This window comes from Campylobacter sp. RM12654 (assembly GCF_020137585.1).
Classification (GTDB): Bacteria; Campylobacterota; Campylobacteria; order Campylobacterales; family Campylobacteraceae; genus Campylobacter_E.
The window spans coordinates 23,263-43,787 of sequence record NZ_JACGAR010000003.1; the positions used below are offsets into that span (position 1 = coordinate 23,263).

At 28.5% G+C, this 20,525-nt stretch carries 14 protein-coding genes and 1 pseudogene; 8 read left to right on the plus strand and 7 right to left on the minus strand.

Going from position 1 to position 20,525, the window contains the following annotated elements; genetic code table 11:
- The first annotated feature begins 1 nt into the window (after position 1).
- The 6 genes and pseudogenes from AVBRAN12654_RS01510 (at position 2) to AVBRAN12654_RS01535 (ending at position 9,070) form a co-directional block, all read left to right on the plus strand.
- Positions 2-1,186 carry a BspA family leucine-rich repeat surface protein gene (locus AVBRAN12654_RS01510; RefSeq protein WP_214120035.1) on the plus strand — a complete coding sequence of 395 codons (1,185 nt, stop codon included), beginning with the start codon at positions 2-4 and terminating at the stop codon, positions 1,184-1,186.
- A 14-nt stretch (positions 1,187-1,200) separates the two neighbouring features.
- Positions 1,201-2,439 (plus strand): DUF262 domain-containing protein, encoded by a 1,239-nt coding sequence (locus AVBRAN12654_RS01515; RefSeq protein ID WP_336613799.1) that lies wholly within the window; start codon positions 1,201-1,203, stop codon positions 2,437-2,439.
- Complete coding sequence (locus AVBRAN12654_RS01520; RefSeq protein ID WP_336613800.1) at positions 2,429-3,946, plus strand: DUF262 domain-containing protein; 1,518 nt, start codon at positions 2,429-2,431, stop codon at positions 3,944-3,946. The genes AVBRAN12654_RS01515 and AVBRAN12654_RS01520 overlap by 11 nt, the downstream gene beginning before the upstream one ends.
- A 106-nt stretch (positions 3,947-4,052) precedes the next feature.
- A pseudogene (gene dnaE / locus AVBRAN12654_RS01525) lies at positions 4,053-7,421 on the plus strand (DNA polymerase III subunit alpha); the annotation flags it as partial.
- A gap of 1,084 nt (positions 7,422-8,505) precedes the next feature.
- Positions 8,506-8,739, plus strand: a complete 234-nt coding sequence (locus tag AVBRAN12654_RS01530) for a zinc-binding dehydrogenase (RefSeq protein ID WP_336613801.1) — start codon at positions 8,506-8,508, stop codon at positions 8,737-8,739.
- A 10-nt stretch (positions 8,740-8,749) separates the two neighbouring features.
- A complete protein-coding gene (locus tag AVBRAN12654_RS01535) occupies positions 8,750-9,070 on the plus strand; it encodes a TfoX/Sxy family protein (protein ID WP_336613802.1) in 321 nt (106 codons plus the stop codon).
- Positions 9,071-9,290: 220 nt separating this feature from the next.
- Here AVBRAN12654_RS01535 and AVBRAN12654_RS01540 read toward each other — a convergent pair whose 3' ends face one another.
- Positions 9,291-10,574, minus strand: a complete 1,284-nt coding sequence (locus tag AVBRAN12654_RS01540) for a PHB depolymerase family esterase (RefSeq protein WP_336613803.1) — start codon at positions 10,572-10,574, stop codon at positions 9,291-9,293.
- A gap of 516 nt (positions 10,575-11,090) precedes the next feature.
- Between AVBRAN12654_RS01540 and AVBRAN12654_RS01545 the strand changes: the two genes are divergently transcribed.
- Entirely contained in the window at positions 11,091-11,543 is a 453-nt protein-coding gene (locus tag AVBRAN12654_RS01545) for an alcohol dehydrogenase catalytic domain-containing protein (protein WP_336613804.1), read from the plus strand.
- A gap of 9 nt (positions 11,544-11,552) precedes the next feature.
- Complete coding sequence (locus AVBRAN12654_RS01550) at positions 11,553-12,059, plus strand: zinc-binding dehydrogenase (protein ID WP_336613805.1); 507 nt, start codon at positions 11,553-11,555, stop codon at positions 12,057-12,059.
- Positions 12,060-12,126: 67 nt separating this feature from the next.
- Here the strand turns inward: AVBRAN12654_RS01550 and AVBRAN12654_RS01555 are convergent, their stop codons facing one another.
- The 6 genes from AVBRAN12654_RS01555 to AVBRAN12654_RS01580 all read right to left on the minus strand — a co-directional run bounded on the left by AVBRAN12654_RS01555 (position 12,127) and on the right by AVBRAN12654_RS01580 (position 20,525).
- A complete protein-coding gene (locus AVBRAN12654_RS01555; RefSeq protein ID WP_214116664.1) occupies positions 12,127-12,339 on the minus strand; it encodes a hypothetical protein in 213 nt (70 codons plus the stop codon).
- Positions 12,329-13,351 (minus strand): DHH family phosphoesterase, encoded by a 1,023-nt coding sequence (locus AVBRAN12654_RS01560; RefSeq protein ID WP_214116662.1) that lies wholly within the window; start codon positions 13,349-13,351, stop codon positions 12,329-12,331. Before AVBRAN12654_RS01560 ends, AVBRAN12654_RS01555 begins: the two co-directional genes overlap by 11 nt.
- 11 nt (positions 13,352-13,362) lie before the next feature.
- Complete coding sequence (gene flhA, locus AVBRAN12654_RS01565) at positions 13,363-15,540, minus strand: flagellar biosynthesis protein FlhA (RefSeq protein ID WP_336613806.1); 2,178 nt, start codon at positions 15,538-15,540, stop codon at positions 13,363-13,365.
- On the minus strand, positions 15,540-15,938 hold the full coding sequence (locus AVBRAN12654_RS01570; protein ID WP_214116657.1) for an Rrf2 family transcriptional regulator: 399 nt from the start codon (positions 15,936-15,938) through the stop codon (positions 15,540-15,542). The genes flhA and AVBRAN12654_RS01570 overlap by 1 nt, the downstream gene beginning before the upstream one ends.
- Before the next feature lie 158 nt (positions 15,939-16,096).
- Positions 16,097-19,261 (minus strand): carbamoyl-phosphate synthase large subunit, encoded by a 3,165-nt coding sequence (gene carB, locus AVBRAN12654_RS01575; RefSeq protein ID WP_336613807.1) that lies wholly within the window; start codon positions 19,259-19,261, stop codon positions 16,097-16,099.
- 1 nt (position 19,262) lies between these two features.
- On the minus strand, positions 19,263-20,525 hold the full coding sequence (locus tag AVBRAN12654_RS01580) for a dihydroorotase (RefSeq protein ID WP_214149730.1): 1,263 nt from the start codon (positions 20,523-20,525) through the stop codon (positions 19,263-19,265).

Consider the following 20,525-nt stretch of genomic DNA (forward strand, 5'->3'; position numbering starts at 1 on the left):
AATGTTAAAATTAATAGAAAAGATATATGGTGATAAAATAACTTTAGCATATAGCGAAGAAGGTTTATTTATAGAAGAAGGCGTTGTTTTAAAGATTATTTACAATATATTATTAAAAGATGTCAAAAGCTGTGGTATTCACGAATATACCTTTTTTCAACTTTCTCAAATGTTAGAAAATATTAAATGCGGAATATTGAAAGCATATGATAATTACGACTCAATAAATGTAGAAAATGGTTGTATTATATATACAAATTTACCGCAAGACTGCAACTTTTATGAATATGTTGAAACGATGAATAATATATACAATAGACTAGAAGAAGGTGTAGTGTTTTTTGACCAAAACATAGAAGATGAGTTTAAAATATTTGTCTTAAGCCCTACAAAGCCTTTAATTAAAAGCAAAATTTCGAATAAAAACAATCTAAAACCAACTACAAAAGAAGAATTAAAAGAGCTAGTAAATGATGAGAGCATTTATCTAGGTGATATTGATACAAGTTTAATTACCGATATGAGTTGGCTTTTTTATAATTGTAAGCGAAGTGATTTTAGTGGGATTAACGAGTGGGACACTAGCAAAGTGCTTAATATGAGTGGGATGTTTGCTCATTGTTATTATTTTAATGAAGAGCTTAGTTTTGATACTTCTAATGTAGTTGATATGAGTTTTATGTTTGCAGATAGTAATTTTAACAATAAACTTTCATTTAATACAAGTAATGTAAAGGATATGAAATGTATGTTTTTTATATGTGGTTTTAATCAAAAACTTGAATTTGATACTTCTAATGTAAAAGATATGAGGGCTATGTTTGCAGGTTGCTCAAATTTTAATCAATTACTTAAGCTTAACACAAGCAATGTAGAAGACATGAGTGTTATGTTTTCTTCGTGTGAAATTTTTAATCAAAAGCTTGAATTTGATACTTCTAATGTAAAAGATATGGATGCAATGTTTGCATATTGTTTTAATTTTAATCAAGAGCTTGAATTTGATACAAAAAATGTAGAAAATATGGAAAATATGTTTTATTATTGTAAAAGTTTTAATCAAAAGCTTGAGTTCAATACTAGTAAGATAGAAAATTTTTTTCAATTAAGTAATATGTTTGATAATTGCCCAAGTTTAAAAACTTTGCCTAAGTTTTATTTAAAATATTTACAAAATACTTTTTAAGCTAAGGAGAGAAAATGAGTATAAATTCAAAAATTATTGATTTTGCAGGACTTTTAGGTAAAAACTTAATTATACCAGACTATCAACGCCCTTATGTATGGAATGAAAATCATATAATAACGCTTTTAAAAGATATTGAAAGTAACAAAAATATAACATTGCTAGGCTCTATCGTTTTATACAAAACTAACAAAGTAACAGAAGATAATAAACCAATTTATGAAATAATAGACGGACAACAAAGACTAACCACTATAAAGCTTATTTTGATAGCTTTAGGTAAAGATAATGAGAGTTTTTTAAAAAACGCTAAATATTATCATCAAATATCGCATATAAATATAAAGAAAAATTACGATTTTTTAAAAGAATATCTAAAAAATAAAACAAATTTTTACGAAAAGTTAGAAAAGATTAATTTTATTTATATTAGCACGAATGATGCTAAAAATGAGTTTTTGTTTTTTGATAATATCAACACTAAGGGCAAAAAGCTAGAAAATTACGACCTAATCAAGGCTTTTTGGGTTATAAATTCTCAAAGTGATTTGATAAATTACTATGTGAAAAAATATAATGAATTTATTGAAGATGGTAAAAGTAATAAAATATATGAAAGTAACGAAGTGGTTAAAAACTATTTTCAATTTTTCTTAGAAAATTTAGCAATGATTAGAAAATTTGATGATGAGCATAAATTTGATTTTTATTATTATTCTTGGGCTATTGATATTATTGATGAATATTGCAAAATTACACCTTTTAGCACAGGAGCTAATCTAAACAATATAAATGCAAGTTTTGCTAATGGAATTAGCTTTTTTTCTTGGGTTAAAAAACATTATGAAAATAAAGATGTGATAGCTAAAAGTAGCTTTTTAAATAAACTTGTTAAAAGCAATTATCCAAAAAGCAAATATTATGATTATTCTTATATATACACACAATTTGCACTTATTGTATATCTTGATAAATTTCTTGATGGAGATTTTGATAGGGTGGTAAGAATGATTGTAAGGATAATGTATTATAAGGTTATTATAGGCGGAAGAACTGATTATATTTCGCTTGTTGCAGACCTTAGAAGAATTAATAAAATGGTCATAAACTCAAATTGTGAAAATGATTTTATAAGAAGATTGGATAATTTAATAAGCTTAGAAGAATATCAAATTAGTTCATTTCAAAGGCTTAAATTTTTAGAAGATGAGTTTAAAAAATACAATATTTTAGGAGTAAGTGATGCAAAGTAAGATAATAAGCCTAAATGAAATTGATAAAAGCATTGTAATACCTATTTATCAAAGGTTATATGAATGGGATAAAGAGCAAATTAAAACGCTTTTAGATGATATTTTAAGTGCAAACGAAGAATATTTCATAGGCACGATTACAGCAAGCCTTAAAGATAATGAATTAGTGATAATTGATGGACAACAAAGACTTAGCACGATATTTTTCTTATGTGCTTATATGTGCTATGAAAATAACAAAATGCAAAAAGCTGAAAGAGAATTTGCAAATGCTTTTAATTTTGCGTATTTAGAAAATGAATGTAGATTTAAAATGCCTTTAAGAGAAGATATAACAGATGCTATTTGGGATTATGATTTTCATAATTTAGGAGAGAATATAGACAATGCTTTTAATACTTTTGAAGAGTATTTTAAAGACAATGATAAGTCAAAATTAAACGAAAACCTTTTTAAAAATATCAGAATAAATCTTGTGATTTTAGATGGTATTAATTGTGGCAATTATTTTATAAATATGAATAGCAACTCTCAAGCCCTTGATGAAAGCGATATTTTAAAATCATTTTTACTTAAGCTTGTAAAAGATGATGATAAATATTTTTATTATTCAAATATTTTAAATGAATGTATGCAAATGGATAAAATAGCTGATTTTAATACAGAATACAAAGCTCTTAGTATAGATGATATTTTAAATACCAAAAATTCTGAAAATAATATAAAAATATACGAAAGCCTTATTGATTACCCTACTTTTGTTTTATATGTTTTTAAGATTTTATTTCCAAATAATATAGAAATTAACAAAAACAAATTCTTAGAAAATACTTGGAATAAATTAGAACATTCTAAAGAAAATGCTATAAAAATAATAAATGCTTTAAAAGAATATAGAATTATTTTTGATAGAAGAAGTGTTAGAAAAACTCACGAAGATTATAAGCTTTTAGGAGATTTAAAGGATGCTAAGCTTGAATTGTTTTTAAATTATTTAAGAGTAGCTAGAAATCCTAGTGAATATTTAGAAACTTTACTAACTTGTAAAAGTGATAAAGATTTATTTAAAGAGCTAAAAAACCTAGATGATAATCTAGCAAAAAACGACAATCTTAATGATTTAAATTATAATCATCCAAATATTGTTTATTGGTTACAACGCTATGAATACTATCTAATGCAAGATGTTGATTTTAAAAACAACTATAAAAATTACATTACAAATTATCGCTTTAGAGATATTAATTCAGTTGAGCATATTTACCCACAAAGCAAAAGCAAAATTGATGACTTAGGCAATTTAGCCCTAATAAGTGATAGTGAAAACTCACAATTTAGCGATAAAGATTTTAATAAAAAGAAAAATATTTTTCAAAATTTCATAAATGAAAAAATAATAATTAGTCTAAAATTATTAGAAGTCTATTCTAAAAATAGCTGGGATTTAGAAGAAATTAATGCCTATCATAAAAAAATGCTAGATATTTTAAAAAACTCATTTAATTAAAATCAATTTTCTATTTTAAATTCCATAAAAAATATTAAGAATTTAAAATAGATTTTGTGTTTAAAAAGTCTTTAGATAAAACGACTAAAATAGCCCTAAAGGATAAATTATGGATTTTACACATTTACATTTACATACAGAATATTCGCTTTTAGATGGCGCAAATAAAATTGATGAATTAGCAAAAAGATTAAAAGAGTTAAATTTTAAATCTTGTGCAATAACTGATCACGGGGTTATGTTTGGAGCAATTCATTTTTATAAAAGTATGAAAAAGCACGGAATTAAGCCTATTATTGGATTTGAAGGCTATTTGCACGATGATGATGATTTAAGCAGCACTGCAACCAATCGCCGTTGGCATATATGTTTATTTGCTAAAAATCAAAAAGGCTATGAAAACCTTATGTATCTTACTTCAAGAGCTCATATAGATGGTTTTTATTATCGCCCTAGAATTAATAAAAAATTATTAAAAGAATATAGCGAAGGTATAATTTGTAGCTCTGCTTGTCTTGCAGGTGAGATTAATTGGCATTTAAATGATAAAGAAGTTCGTCGCAATGGAAAAACAAATGCTGATATGGGTGCTAAAGGCTATGAAGGTGCAAAAGCAGCCGCACTTTGGTATAAAGAAGTTTTTGGAGATGATTTTTATCTTGAAATTATGAGAATGGGTATAAATTCTCAATTAAATATAGATACAAATATACTTAAATTAGGAAGAGAATTAGGCATAAAAGTAATAGCTACAAACGATTCACATTATACTTATAAAGATAGAGCTCAAGCTCAAAATATCTTTATGGCAATTAGCACAGGAGATATTGTAGGAGTTGATCCTGAAAGTGATGAAGCTAAAAAAGATAATGGCTTAAGACACACAATGAGTGAAATCTATGTAAAAAGCGCTGAAGAAATGCACGAATTATTTCTTGACGTGCCTGAAGTTGTGCAAAATACTCAAGAAATAGTTGATAAATGTGAAGAATTAAAATTAACAGTAGAGAAGCCAACTCCACCAAATTTTAAATTCGCTCTTGAATACGCTGAAAAAATCGGCTTAGAATTGCCTAGTCAAGATATGTTTAGCTTTAGCAATGATGATGTATTGTTTGAAAGGCTTTGCTGGGATGGACTTAATAAGCGTTTAGTATATATTGATGAGAGCAAACACGAAACCTATAAAGAGCGTTTAAGAACTGAAATAAATATTATTAAAAATATGCGTTTTAGTGGTTATATGCTAATCGTTCATGATTTTATAAAAGCTGCTAAGGATATGGGTATTCCTGTTGGACCTGGTAGGGGCTCTGCTGCAGGTTCATTGGTATCGTTTTGTTTAGAAATAACTGATTTAGACCCACTTCCTTATAATCTACTTTTTGAGCGTTTTTTAAATCCTGATCGTGTATCTATGCCTGATATTGATGTGGATTTTTGTCAAAATAGGCGTGAAGAAGTAATTGATTATGTTGTAAAAAAATATGGTCGCTATAACGTAGCTCAAGTAATTACCTTTGGCAAATTACTTGCAAAAGGTGTTATTCGTGATGTTGCAAGGGTTTGTGATTTACGCATAAAAGATGCTGATACTTTAGCAAAATTAGTCCCTGATGAGCTAAAAATCACTCTAAAAGATGCTTACGAAAAAAACCCTGATATTAAGGCTTTCATTGAAGATTTAGACAATCGTGCAGAGTATAAAAATATAGTTTGCCACCCTGATGATGTAAGGGGCAAAAGCAAAATCGGAACTAGAGTTTGGGAGTATTCATTAGCACTTGAAGGACTTAATAGAAACGCAGGAATGCACGCTGCTGGAGTGGTAATTTCAAACGAAGAATTATGGAAAAAAACCCCATTGTTTAAACAACCAAAATCAGACGCATTAGTAACTCAATATATGAAAGATTATCTTGAAGATGTTGATTTGATTAAGTTTGACTTCTTAGGACTTAAAACTTTAACCGTTATTGATAATGCTATAAAACTCATTAAAAAACGCCATAATATAGATATAGACTGGAACAAAATTGATGTAAATGATAAAGGCGTTTATGATTTAATTCAAACAGGAAATACTCTTGGGATTTTTCAAATAGAAAGCTCGGGAATGCAGGATTTAAATGCTAGGCTTAAGCCAACTTGCTTTGAAGACTTAATCGCTGTTTTAGCACTTTATCGTCCAGGGCCACTTGATAGTGGAATGGTTGATGATTTTATAGATATTAAGCACGGAAGAAAACCAGCTGTATATGCTTTCCCTGAATTAAAGCCTATTTTAGAGCCAACTTATGGAGTTATTGTATATCAAGAGCAAGTTATGCAAGTAGTTCAAACCATTGGTGGATTTAGCTTAGGTGGAGCTGATTTGGTTCGTCGTGCTATGGGTAAGAAAAAACTTGAAGAAATGGTGAAATTAAAAGGAGAATACCTAGAAGGTGCTATAAAACAAGGCTTTGATGAGAAAAAGGCTGATGATTTATGGGAGCTTATCTTAAAATTTGCTGAATACGGCTTTAACAAATCTCACTCAGCAGCCTATGCTCTAGTAGCCTTTCAGACTGCTTATCTTAAAAAATATTATGAAACAGAATTTATGGCAGCATTACTAACTAGCGAAGAAGGAAAAGTTGAAAAAATAGAAAAATATAAAGATGAGCTAGATAGATTAGGAATAGAGCTTTTACCACCTAATATAAACGATGGCACAAGGGAATTTAACGTTACTATAAAAGATGGAAAAGCTGCTATTGTCTATGGGCTTGGCTCAATTAAGAGCTTTGGAATTCCTAGTGCTGAAGGACTTGCAAAAGCTAGAGCAGATAAGCCATTTAGCGATATGAAAGACTTTATTGCAAGGGCTGATGCTGCTTATATGAATAAAAAAGGCTTAGAAGCTTTAGCTAAGACGGGTTGTTTTGAATGTATTGGGATTAATAGAAAAAGTGCTTTAAATGCAATTGATTATATTATTAATGAGTTTAAAGCAAAGAAAGAGCATGATAAAAGATTGCAAGAGAGTTTATTCTCTCAATTTGAAACAGAATATCATAGTAGTATTGATATTACAAACCAAGAAGAATTTAGCGTAGCAGAATTAGCCGAGTTTGATAAAGAATATTTAGGAATATATCTTGGCTCACACCCGCTAGATGAGTTTAAAAAAGAAATTAAATCAATTGAGCATTATAAAAGTAGTGATTTTGAGAATTTAGATGATGGGGAATATCAAGCATTTTGCTTAGGAATTATTGAAGAAGTTGATTTTAAACAAAGCAAAAGCGGTAAAAGCTATGCAAATATTAAAGCGCTTGATTATTATTCAAATTTTAATATTTTATGTTTTAATCCTGATTTAATAGATGTTTTAGCATCAAAATATAAAGCAATGAACCTAGCAGCTCAAGATGTAAAAACCAAAAAATCTCTTTACGCATTTATTTTAAATCTTAAAAGAGATAATGCAAAAAATACTTTATTTTTAAATAACTTAATAGAAGTAAATGCTAGTGAAATAGGTGTAAATACTGATGATAAAAATGCTCTTGGATATGAAGTGTTTAGCAAAAAGGGTGGTAAGAAAATTAAGGGCGATATTAAAAGATTTTCTCATCTAACTCAAAATATTGAATACTTAAAAAGTAGCGATTTTAACAAGGCTGATTATGGAGATTACAATGCTTTTTGCTTAGGAATAGTAACTGAAGCAGAATTTAAAGTAAGCAAAAAAAATAAAGCCTTTGCTAAGCTTAAAGTGGTTGATGAAGGTGGAGAATTTGATATTTTATGCTTTAATGATGAAGTGTATAAAAAGCTAGAAAATGAGTTTTTTAGTAAAGAAAAAGAAGAGAATTTATATGGATTTGAAGTTAGTTTAAGAGCTGATGAGAATGGAGTTGGGGTATTTATTGATGATTTTTTCTTAATTACTAACGAGCTTATAAAAGAGCCAAGTGAGAATAAAAACTCATTAGGTTATGTGGTATTTGAAAAAAGAATAGCAAAACCAAGAAGGCAATATTCTAAAGAAAATAAAGAAGAATTCACGCAAAACCCAAAAGCCTTTGAAGGAGAATTCATACAAATTGATTTATTAAATATCAGTGCAGAGATTTTGCAAGAAATCACAAGATTGATTAAAGAAAATTTAAGTCAAAATGTAAGTGCAAAAGAAATAGTTTTAGAATTTTTAGATGATTCTTGCGTGAATAAGTATTCAAGAAGATTTGGTTTAAATAATGAAGCTATAGAGAAAATAAAGGAATTATCAAAAATTAGCTAAAAAATTGATATTTAAATTCTAGTGGATAAAGAATTTATAAAATAAACTATAAGACTTTATCCACTAAATAATCTTTTAATTTTATAACTAACTTAGATAAAAGTAAAAGAATTTAAAACATAGATTTTTAATAAGTCCTTATTAAGTATAAAATGCTAGTTAAATAACACAAAATAAGTTTTATCAATTTTACAAAAGCTTTAGAATTAGGCGTTTGCTAGTATTTTTTAAAGTTAGATAAGACTTAAAGCTTTCAAAACTAAAGCAGATTTTGTTTTATTTTGCAGGGTTTAAGCTAAACAATGCTGCTAAAAAAGTGGGTTGCGAATATCATTTTATGTTTGTTAATAAAAACGGTGAAGAACTTAGGCAAATATCATCTATGCTAGATGAAATCAACTACCACCCATCAGTTGGCGAGATTTTTAGCCTAAATGATATAAATAAAGCCCTAAAAAGCGTGAAAAATAGCAACAAAACTGGTAAGGTTTTAATTAAACTCTAAAGGAGATTTTATGGCTAGTAGTAAAGAGTATTTGGAGTATGTTTTGGAGTTTTTTAATGAGCCGAATATAACTTATAAGTATATGTTTGGAGAATATACTTTATATTTTAAAGATAAAATCATAGGTGGGATTTTTGATAATCAATTACTTTTAAAACCCACAAAATCAGTGCTAAACTACATAAAAGAGCCAACGCTAGTTTTACCTTACGATGGGGCAAAAACTAAAATGGTTTTGTTTGATAAAGAAGATAGCGAGCTTTTAAACGCAATAGTTTTAGCAATGTATAAAGAACTTCCAAATCCTAAGAAAAAGCCTAAAAAAGCTTAATACGAAAATAAATTCCACACTCCAAACAAGCGAAATTTTATGGAATTTATTTCGTGTATTTTCAAAGAATTTAAAATAGGAATTTCGTTTGTTTTAGCCTGACTATAAACATACGAAATTCCGATTTTAATTTCAAGTAAAAATTATTACAAAAACCTTTAAATAAATTGATTTTGATTGAAAGCACCTTGATTAATATTAGTTTATTGTATAATTAGCATTAATCATTAATTTGTTCAAAAATCCATTCTCTTATAGGTTCTATTGAGTATGCAATTCTCCAAGTATTTCTATGTCCGCTAGCTCCTTGCTTGCTATCTCCTTCTAAAAATACGCTATCTTTTTTAAATACTACATAATTAATAGGATTATTATTAGAAATTATCTTATCAAATGCAAAACGATACTCGCTATCACCCCATCTTCCGTCCCAAATATCACGGCTAATCTTAGCCCCTTCCTTTTCTAATTGTTTTGTTATTAAATTTTGCCCAGGAAATGCTCCTAAATCATCTGCTGATACTAATATAAAAAGCTTTTTATTTGCTAATGGTTTTACTAGTTTATAATCCCATTGACCTGCTACCAAAAACGATGCGGCAAATAAATTTGGATATTTGATATTCATAGCAATACTCATCATGCAACCACCAGATTGACCTGTGGCATAAATCCTTTTTGTATCAATATTGTATTTATTTACTAGTTCATTGATTAAATTAATTGTTGTTTCTAGCATACTTGAAGCATTAGAATTATCATCTACTATTATTTCATCATATTGTGGTGCCAACACAAAGCAAGGTCGTTTTTCTTGCTCTTTAGGGCTAGCCCAAACAATAGCACCTAAACCTTGATATAAAGTAGCTTTATGATACTCACTAGTTGTCCCAGCATCGTGCATAAATAGCACTAAAGGAAGTTTTTTGTCTTTAGTATTTTTAGGAATATACAAATTATAACGCAAGGTCTTATTTGTAATTCTATCTTGAAAAACAAGTTGCAAAAATTCATCAGCAACAAGGTTTTTTACACTATCTGTGCTATAACTTATACCTTGATATGTTATTTTTGCTTTTGGTTCTTCAAAAACTAAATTACTTGCTGGCTTATCTCCTGCAACCCAAGGCTTTTTAGATGTTTTATTTGCTTTTATTGTAGAATTTGACATAAGTATCATTTTTGATAAAGATAGATTTTTATCTTCCAAAGATAATAAAAGTATGATAAATTTTCCTTTTTCTTGCTTTTTTAATCCTATTTCATCGCTTATAAAAACATCGCTAATGGTTCTATTTTCAACGCTAAAATCATCTTTTTTAATATCTTTTAAGGTTAATATTTTTTCACACTCAAGTGCAATAGCAACAAGCTTAATACCATCTCCAAATATCTTAGTAATAGCAAAAGCTCTTATGTTTTTGCTTGTTTGATTTGCAAAAACAGAGCATGAAACAGCTAAAACTAAACCTAAACTAGAAACTAAAAATTTTCTTCTTTTCATATATTTTTCCTTGTTTTAAATAAAATATAATTTTATAATATTAATTTTAATTATTAAAATTAATATTATTTTTTTGAAAATTTTTTATTATCTAGCGTTGTTTTAAACTAAAATTTTATAGTTAAAAATACAAAAAATAAATTCTTTTAAATATACAAATTTACTTAAAAAAGAATTTGAAATCGGAATTTCGTTTGTTAAGCTTAGTTAAAAATAAAATTAGCTTTATAAAAAGTGTATTAAAAACACAAAAACATTTTTATTTGTAACGAGCGTAAATAAATCAATTTTGTTTTATGAAAAGCTTGGGTTTTGCATAGAGCAAAAATAAGAGATTAAAAACCTTTTTTCAAACGAAAATGCCTAGATAATGCTACAAGATATAAATAGGATTAAAAAAGAATTTTCGTTTCTAGCAAATCTAAAGGCTATGACACTCAAGAATTTGTAATGCGAGATTTTAATGATTATGTATATATAATTGCAGAAAAAAATAATTAAATTTAAAGGAAAATTATGAAAGCAGCAGTTTTAAATAATTTTAAAAGTGATTTAGAAATAAAAGAAATTGATATTCCAAAAATAACAGATGATGAAGTTTTAATTAAAGTAACTTATGCAGCCGTAAATCCACTAGATAATCTTATAAAAGATGGCGCACTAAACATAATAACTCCTTATAAATTACCACTAATTTTAGGCAATGAATTAGTAGGAGTTATAACTAGCATAGGTAAAAATGTAAAAGAATTTAAAGTTGGGGATAGAGTTTATGCAATGTGTGAAAAAGCATTTGCTGAATATGTAGCGATAAATCATAAGTATATAGCAAAAGTGCCTGAATATTTAAAAGATGATGAAGCAGCTTGCGTGCCACTAGCCTCTTTAACATTTTTACAAGCTATTAAATTAATGAATGCTAAAAATGAAAACTCAATATTTATTTCTGGAGCTAGTGGGAGTTTTTAAAATCTTGCTTTGCCACTTGCAAAAGAGTTTAAAATATATGCTAGCGGAAATGCTAATTTTAAGCAAAAAGCCTTAGAATTAGGTGTTTGCGAGTATTTTACAAAAAGCGATGATTATACAAAAATTAAAGTAGATTTTGTAATAGATTGCATTGGTGGAAATGAAACTTTTAAGCAGTTTAAAATCCTAAATAAAGGCGGAAAGCTAGTATCTTTAAAGGGTATGCCTGATATGAAATTTGCTAAAAGCTTGAAGCTTTCAAAACTAAAGCAGATTTTATTTTATTTTGCAGGACTTAAGCTAAACAATGCCGCTAAAAAAGTAGGCTGTGAGTATCATTTTATGTTTGTTAATAAAAACGGCGAAGAGCTTAATCAAATATCTTCTATGCTAGATAATATAAAATACCGCCCATCAGTCGGTGAGATTTTTAACCTAAATGATATAAACCAAGCTTTAAAAAGTGTAAAAAATAACAATAAAATCGGTAAGGTTTTAATTAATTTCAATAATTAGAACGCTTATAAAATATCTTTCTAATTTAAATTCTAAGAATTTAAATTAGACTAATTATATTTATATTTTAGTTAAAAAACTCAGGGTGTTTGTCTTTTAATAAAGCCATAGTTTCTAAAATAAGCTCAAAATCATCTTCACTCTTAGCTTCATCAATTAGCTCAAGATAAGTAAATGCAGCCTTTTCTAGGCAATTTTTCTTAACTCCTGCATAATACAAAGCAGCTTTATGCATTAAAGCAATCTCATACATTAAATCTTCAATTTCTTCATTTTTCATTAAATTTCTCCAAATAAGTTTTAGTTTGTTCGTAAATCTTAGAATATACACTACTATCTTTATAACTTGTAAATATCCCGCCACTAGCATTTGCGTGACCACCACCATTAAAAGCCGTTTTTGCAAATAAGCTAACATCAATTTTATTATTAGCCCTAAGAGAGATTTTCTTGCCAGGATTAATTTCTAAAAAGAAATCATATTCAGGATTTTTGACTAAAAAATCATTTCCTATAACGCTAACATTTCCTATATCATAGACTAATAAGCCTTTTTTATCTTTATAATAAATCGTATAATCTTGCTTATTTTCGCTTAAAATCCTTACTAAATAATCGCTTATTAAATTACACAAAGTATCGTTTTTGTCATTTTTAAAAAACTCTTTTTTAATACTATGAGTTGCATCTTCTAAAGCAATATTTGGATTTTCAAGATGAAAATATTCTCTAGCTTTGTTTAATAAAAAGAACATATAAGCGTGATTTTGCTTAGCAAACATAGTTCTATTTATCTCCTTACTACTAGCAATTATTTGCATTAAGATTTTGCCTAATTCAAAATATTTGCTATCACTTAGCCAAATATCAATGCTATTTATAATATCTACCATTAGGCTTAGCTCTTTATTTTCTCCAAAAATTTTACTAAAAAAATCATAAGTAATCTTAGTAGCACACCTTGAACTATCTAAAAAATACCAAGGATATTTTTCCATACAAGCTTTGCCTGTTTGATGATGGTCAAGCAATAATAATTTTGCGTGATTTAGCCTTGCAACCCTAGAAGTAAATTCTTCGCAAACACTTTCAATAGGATTTACATCAGTTATTAAAATAAGAGCAAATTCATCAGGATTTGCTTCTACTTTTATCATAATTTCTTCAAATTTTTCTTCAATTTCTTTGCCATAATTAGAATTATAAAATTCACAATCCTTAAAATAATTAGCTACCACATATTGGCAACCATATCCATCTAAATCAGTGTGGCTTAGGTGATATATTTTCATTATTTTCCTTTCTAAATTGCTGCATCAACATTACCTATATTATCAAAATCAGCGTTATTTGCAATCTCGCTATAAGCAAGAACAACAACTTGTTTTAATCCAAATCTTTCACAAATCTCTTTTATCTTTCTTCTAAGACTAGGTTCTACTAATAATATAAAAGTATTTGAATGCATATTATAATGCTCTTTTACTTTATCGCTAATTGCTGTATATAAAGCGTGGGTTTGCTCTGTATTTATTGCTAGGGTTGTTGTGCCGTTTTTATTAGTTACTAGCATTTCCAATAAACGCCTATTTACTTGCATTGATAGTGCATAAAATTGTAGTTTGTTATTATCATCTAAATACATATTAGTAATTACTCTATTAAGACTAGCTCTTACATGATCTGTTATTGTATCAATATCTTGAGTATAAGGCACTAAATCAGATATTGTTTCTAATATACTTATCATATCTTTTATTGGAATTTGCTCTTTTAATAATTCTTTTAATACCTTTTGTATAAGACCTATTGAAGTGATTTTCAATACTTCTTCAACCAATACACTTTGAGTAAGCTTTAATCTATCTAATAAAGAATTTACTTCTTGCCTTGTTAAAAGTTCGGCTGCGTGTTCTTTAACCAACTCACTTAAATGTGTGCTAATTACTGCACCAGGATGAACTACTACATAACCACTCATTGTAGCCTTATTTTTTTCACTTGGGTCAATCCAAATAGCTTTTGAACCAAAAGCAGGTTCTATTACTTCTATTCCTTCTATTTCATCGGTTTCATCAAAACCATTATCAATTGCTAAAAATTTATCAGGATATATAATATTTTTTGCAATTGAAATTCCTTTAATTCTAAAATCATATTCATTAGGGTCTAATTGAATATTATCAATTATTCTAATATCTTGCATTAAAAAACCTAGATTTTTAGCTATTGTTTGACGCATTGTTGGAATTCTATCTATTAAATCACTTTCAGCAACTTTTACTAAAGAATATCCGATTTGTAATTCAAGCATTTCAAGATTTAGGCTTTCTTCGTTTTTCTTTTTACGCTCTGCTGCAATTTCAGCTTCACTTTTTCTAGGTGGTGTTGTACTTTGAGCTGGTGTTGCTCCACTTGTATTTGGTTGTTGAGCTGCTCCTTTTTGCTTTGGTTTAGGACTTAATAAATCTTCATCTTTAGTCTTCATAAGTAAAAAGCCAAGCCCACCAAACACAAAAGCCATAAAACCTAGTGAAATAGTAGGAAGACCAGGAACTAAAGCAAATACGAACAAAATAAACCCAACTATAAATAAAGTTTTATAATCTCCAAATAATTGCTCTAAAGATTTTTCAGCAAATGGTTTTTCTTCTTTGCTTGCACGAGTAATAATTATAGCTGTTGCTGTTGAAGTGATTAATCCTGGGATTTGAGATACAAGTCCATCTCCTATAGTTAAAATAGTATAACTAGAAGCAGCAGCATTTAATTCTAAATCGTGCTGAAACATACCTATTAAAAGTCCGCCAACTATATTAATAATAGTGATGATTATACCTGCAACTGCATCACCTTTAATAAATTTAGAAGAACCATCCATAGCTCCATAAAAGTTCGCTTCGCCTATTATTTCTTGACGCCTTTCTCTAGCTTGCTCTTCAGTAATAAGCCCTGCATTTAAATCAGCATCAATTGCCATTTGTTTTCCTGGCATTGCATCTAGCGTAAATCTAGCTTGAACTTCACTAACACGAGTTGAACCCTTTGTAACAACCATAAAATTAATTAATACTAAGATACAAAATACAACAACCCCTATTACATAGTTTCCGCCTACAACAAATTCTCCAAAACTAGCAATTATATCACTAACCGCAGCAGGACCTTCGTGCCCTTTGCTTAAAATCATTCTAGTGGTTGCGATATTAAGGCTTAGTCTAAAAAGAGTAATTATTAAAATTAATGTTGGAAAAGTAGTCAAATCAGTCGGTTTTGGAATATACATAGCTATTAAAATCATCAAAACCGATATAGCAATACTAAGTGCTAAGCAAAAATCAAGTATTCCAGATGGTAAAGGAACGATAATAATTGCTAAAATAGCAACTATTAAACCTACCATAGAAAGACTTTTAAATTTTACAAGTGGCTCTAAATAAGGAGCTACTAGGCTTAGCATAGTATTTTTTTGTTTTGCCATTATTTTAAAATCTGCTCTAAGGTAATATCAGTTAAAAAAGAATTTATTTTATCTTGTAAGTTGGTAATTATAGGATATATTTTACAAGTATCGTGCCTATTACTAGGACACTTATCATCTCCTGTGCATTCAAAAACTAAAGGCTCTTTTTTTTCAGCAGATATTATGACATCTTTTATATTTATTAAATTTGGTTCTTTTGCCAGAATAAAACCACCATTAATACCTTTATAAGATTTTAAAATATGCGCTCTTGCTAAATTTTGTAATATTTTTGCTAAAAAGCTTCTTGGTATATTTAATTCACTTGCTAAAGTATCTACATCTATTGGACTTTTATGTTTTGCAATGTAAATTAAACTAATTAAAGCATATTCACTAGCTCTTGTAAATAACATTGTTTTCCTTAAAATATTTTTATTTAAATCTTAACTTTTTTTATTTAATACATAGACTAAGCAATAATCATTCTTGATTAGGAGTTTAAAAAATATTTATTTTATACTAAAATTAAAAAGGAATTTAAACTCAAAAAATGAGTTTAAATTCTTAAAAATTATAAAGAATACACGCTTAATGATATTTCTTCTAAAGCCTTTAAATAAGCTTTTGCAATATCAAGATTTGTAAAGCTTGCAACCTTACTCTCACTTGCTGCGCGTCTTATTTTAAATCCATCACTAAGGCTATTTTTTGCATCTCTTGGGGTATTAATTACTAATGTAATTTCTCCATTAACAATTTTTGAAATTATGTCATCTTCATCGCCTAATTTATTAACACTAATTGCATTAATTCCGTGATTATTAAAATAAATTGCTGTATTTTTAGTAGCTAAGATTTTATAACCTAAGTTCATAAATCCACGAGCAAGCTCAAGTGAATCAGCCTTATTTTTATCATCAATACTAAATAATACTCCGCCAAATTCTTCTATTCTAACGCCACTTGCAACAAGACCTTTATAAAGTGCTTTGTTTGCACTTGTGCTAGTTCCCATAACTTCTCCAGTGCTTTTCATCTCAGGCCCTAAAACTGTATCCACTAAAGATAATTTTGAGAAGCTAAATACAGGAACTTTTACATAATACATTCCTTGTATTTCTTCAAATTCTTTAGTAATTCCTTGCTCTTTTAGGCTTATTCCTAAAGCAGCTTTTAAAGCTATATTTGCTAGGTTTTTATTAATTACTTTACTTAAAAACGGCAATGTTCTTGAAGCTCTTGGATTTACTTCTAATACATAAAGCTTGTTTTCAAAATATACAAATTGTATATTTAAAAGCCCTTTAATCTTTAAAGCAAGTGCAAGTTTTTTAGTGTAATTAATAATTTCTTCTTTTACCTCATCACTTATACTAACGCTTGGAGTTATTGCTGTGCTATCTCCACTATGCACACCTGCTCTTTCAATATGCTCTAAAATACTTGGTATATAAACATTTTCTCCATCACAAATAGCATCTACTTCAAGCTCTTTTCCGCATAAATATTTATCAATTAATATAGGTTTATCAAGGCTTACTTCTGTTGCTTCTTGCATATATTTTTTAAGTTCTTCATCGTTAAATACAACTTGCATAGCTCTACCACCTAAAACAAACGATGGACGAACTAATACAGGATAGCCTATTAAATTAGCATTTTTAATAGCTTCATCAACACTAATTGCGGTAATTCCTTTAGGTTGATTTAAGCCTAAATCACTCATTAATTTTTCAAATAATTTTCTATCTTCAGCAGTATTTATGCTATCTAAACTTGTGCCTAAAATCTTAACTCCATTTGCTTCTAAAAACTCAGCTAAATTAATAGCAGTTTGACCACCAAAACTAACAATTACTCCTAAAGGTTTTTCAATATTAATAATTTCTAAAACTTCTTCATTGCTTAAAGGCTCAAAATAAAGCTTATTAGCCACGCTATAATCAGTTGATAATGTTTCAGGATTGTTATTAATTATTATTGCTTCATAGCCCATTTCTTTAATAGCCCAAATAGCATGCACGCTAGAATAATCAAACTCAATTCCTTGACCAATTCTAATAGGACCACTTCCTAAAACTATGATTTTTTGCTTATTGCTAATTTCATTTGTGTCTTTAAATTCTTTATTATAAGTTGAATAAAAACTTGGAATTAGATTTTTATAATCCATCGGCTGAACGCATTTATAAATAGGTCTTATATTATTTTTAGCTCTTAGTTCATACACTTCTTTTTGCTTGCATTCCCAACGATGTGCGATAATTTTATCAGCTAGTCCTATTTGCTTAGCTTTTGTAAGTGCTTTAATATCAAATTTTTTCTCTTTTAATTCGTGTTCTGTATCAATGATTTGCTTAAATGTGTCTATAAATAATCTTTGCATTTTAGTAAGATTCATAATCTCATCAACACTAATTCCACGCCTTAAAGCTTCTCCTATGAAAAATATTCTTTCATCTCCAGCTTTAATTAAACGCTTTTTGATTTTTTCATCTGTGTATGTTTCGCCGTTTTTAAGACCTAGATGACAAATTCCATATTCAAGTGATTTAATAGCTTTTAAAATACTTTCAGCTAGGCTAGTTCCTAAGCCCATTACTTCACCCGTTGCTTTCATTTGAGTGCCTAAATAACGATTAGCATCTTTAAACTTATCAAATGCAAATCTAGGAGCTTTAGTAACTATATAATCAAGATTTGGTTTATACTCAAGATAGCTTAAGCCACTTGCTTCGTTTTTAATCTCATCTAAAGTTTTGCCTATTGCGATTTTTGCTGCGATTTTTGCTATAGGAAATGAAGTTGCTTTACTAGCTAAAGCACTTGAGCGTGAAACTCTAGGATTTACTTCAATAATAAAATATTCTTTTGTAATTGGGTTTAAAGCTATTTGAACATTACAACCACCTTCAATTTTTAATGCTCTTATTAATTTAATAGCAACATCTATCATTTGTTGTTTGATTTTTGGCTCAAGTGTTTGAGTTGGTGCAACAACCAATGAATCACCCGTATGAATTCCAACAGGGTCAATATTTTCCATATCGCAAATTAATATAGCATTATCAGCTCTATCTCTTATAACTTCATATTCAAGTTCTATAAATCCTGCTATTGATTTTTCAATTAAACATTGTCTAGTAGGAGAATAAATTAAGCCTTCGCTAGCTATTTTTTTAAGTTCAGCTTCATTTTCACAAATTCCGCCACCAGTTCCACCCATAGTAAATGCTGGACGAACAACAACAGGATAACCACATTCATTAGCAAAAGAAATTGCACTCTTTGTATTATTTACAATAACGCTTGGTGGAACAGGTTCATTTAATTCATTCATTAATGCTCTAAATAATTCTCTATCTTCAGCCTTGTTAATAGTATCTAAGCTAGAACCTAATACTTTTATATTATATTCTTTTAAAATCCCTGCTTTATCTAATTCTATTGCCATATTTAAAGCAACTTGTCCGCCTAAGGTAGCTAAGATTGCATCAGGGCGAGTTTTTTTAATAACCTTTGTTACAAATTCTAAAGTAATTGGCTCTATATAAATCTCATCAGCAATATTTTTATCAGTCATAATAGTAGCTGGGTTTGAATTGATTAATATTACATATTTACCTTCTTCTTTAAGTGATAAACAAGCTTGAGTTCCTGCATAATCAAATTCTGCTGCTTGACCAATTATAATAGGACCACTTCCTATAACTAAAATTTTATTTACATCTTGCATTTTATTCTCCTTTAAAAATAATTTTTCCATCACAAATTGTAAGCTCTACTTTTGAGCTTAATACACTTCCTAAATAAGGCGTATTCTTGCCTAAACTAACGATTTCATCTTCTTTTAATTCCCAAGTTTTATCTAAATCAATTACTACAATATCAGCTATCGAACCAACTTTAAGCTCCCCTGCATTTTCTAAATTAAATATTTTTTTAGGATTAGTGCTAAAAGCGTTTAGAATTGTCTCAAGTTTTACTAAATTAGTTTTTACTAATTTTGTATAAAGCAATGAAAACGCAAACTCACTTCCTATAATTCCAAAATAAGCCTTATTAAATCCACCTTGCTTTTCGTCTTTTGAATGTGGTGCATGGTCTGTTGCTATTACTTCAATTATGCCTTCATTTAAAGCATTTATTAAATAATCTCTATCAGCTTTGCTTCTTAAAGGTGGATTCATCTTCCACATTCCATTATCTTCTTTAATATCTTCATCACAAGAAATTAAATGATGTGGAGTTACTTCACAACTTATATTTACTCCAAGTTTTTTGCCAAACTCAACCATCGCAACACTTTCTTTAGCACTTATATGGCATACATGATAATTTGAATTGCATTCTTTACAAAGCAGCATATCTCTTGCAACTTGCACGCTCTCGCTTGAACTTGAAATTCCTTTAATTCCTAATTTTTTAGACTGAACTCCATCGTGCATATGACCGCCTTCAACTAGGTCTAAATCTTCGCAATGTGCAATTACATATTTATTTAATTTCGCACATTCTTTCATTGCATCTTTCATAATTTTTGCATTTGCAACACCTCTTCCATCATCGCTAAACGCAAAAACAAAAGGAGCTAATTGACTAAAATTAACTAAGCTTTGACCTTTTTCTTCCATAGTAATAGCTCCATAAGGAAGAACTTTCATACAAGAATCTTTTTGAATTAAATCTAATTCAAGTTTTAAATTCTCTAAAGTATCAGGCACAGGTTTTAGATTTGGCATAGCACAAGCTGTAGTAATTCCACCTTTTGCATTCGCCATTGAGCCTGTTTTTATACTCTCTTTGTGTGAATATCCTGGCTCTCTTAAATGCTGATGAATATCAACAAAACCCGCACTAACAAGCTTACCTTTAACATCAATTATTTCTCCACTATAATCAATATTAGGAGCTATTTTTACTATTTTTTTACCTTCAATTAAAATATCAGTTTTAACAAATTTATTATCTATAAATGCATTACAATTTTTAAGAAGCAT

Bases quoted from the DNA above. Each gene is read 5' to 3' on its own strand.
- AVBRAN12654_RS01510 (WP_214120035.1), top strand. From the start codon at position 2: ATGTTAAAATTAATAGAAAAGATATATGGTGATAAAATAACTTTAGCA.
- AVBRAN12654_RS01515 (WP_336613799.1), top strand. From the start codon at position 1,201: ATGAGTATAAATTCAAAAATTATTGATTTTGCAGGACTTTTAGGTAAA.
- AVBRAN12654_RS01520 (WP_336613800.1), top strand. From the start codon at position 2,429: ATGCAAAGTAAGATAATAAGCCTAAATGAAATTGATAAAAGCATTGTA.
- AVBRAN12654_RS01535 (WP_336613802.1), top strand. From the start codon at position 8,750: ATGGCTAGTAGTAAAGAGTATTTGGAGTATGTTTTGGAGTTTTTTAAT.
- AVBRAN12654_RS01540 (WP_336613803.1), bottom strand. From the start codon at position 10,574: ATGAAAAGAAGAAAATTTTTAGTTTCTAGTTTAGGTTTAGTTTTAGCT.
- AVBRAN12654_RS01545 (WP_336613804.1), top strand. From the start codon at position 11,091: ATGAAAGCAGCAGTTTTAAATAATTTTAAAAGTGATTTAGAAATAAAA.
- AVBRAN12654_RS01555 (WP_214116664.1), bottom strand. From the start codon at position 12,339: ATGAAAAATGAAGAAATTGAAGATTTAATGTATGAGATTGCTTTAATG.
- AVBRAN12654_RS01560 (WP_214116662.1), bottom strand. From the start codon at position 13,351: ATGAAAATATATCACCTAAGCCACACTGATTTAGATGGATATGGTTGC.
- flhA (WP_336613806.1), bottom strand. From the start codon at position 15,540: ATGGCAAAACAAAAAAATACTATGCTAAGCCTAGTAGCTCCTTATTTA.
- AVBRAN12654_RS01570 (WP_214116657.1), bottom strand. From the start codon at position 15,938: ATGTTATTTACAAGAGCTAGTGAATATGCTTTAATTAGTTTAATTTAC.
- carB (WP_336613807.1), bottom strand. From the start codon at position 19,261: ATGCAAGATGTAAATAAAATTTTAGTTATAGGAAGTGGTCCTATTATA.
- AVBRAN12654_RS01580 (WP_214149730.1), bottom strand. From the start codon at position 20,525: ATGCTTCTTAAAAATTGTAATGCATTTATAGATAATAAATTTGTTAAA.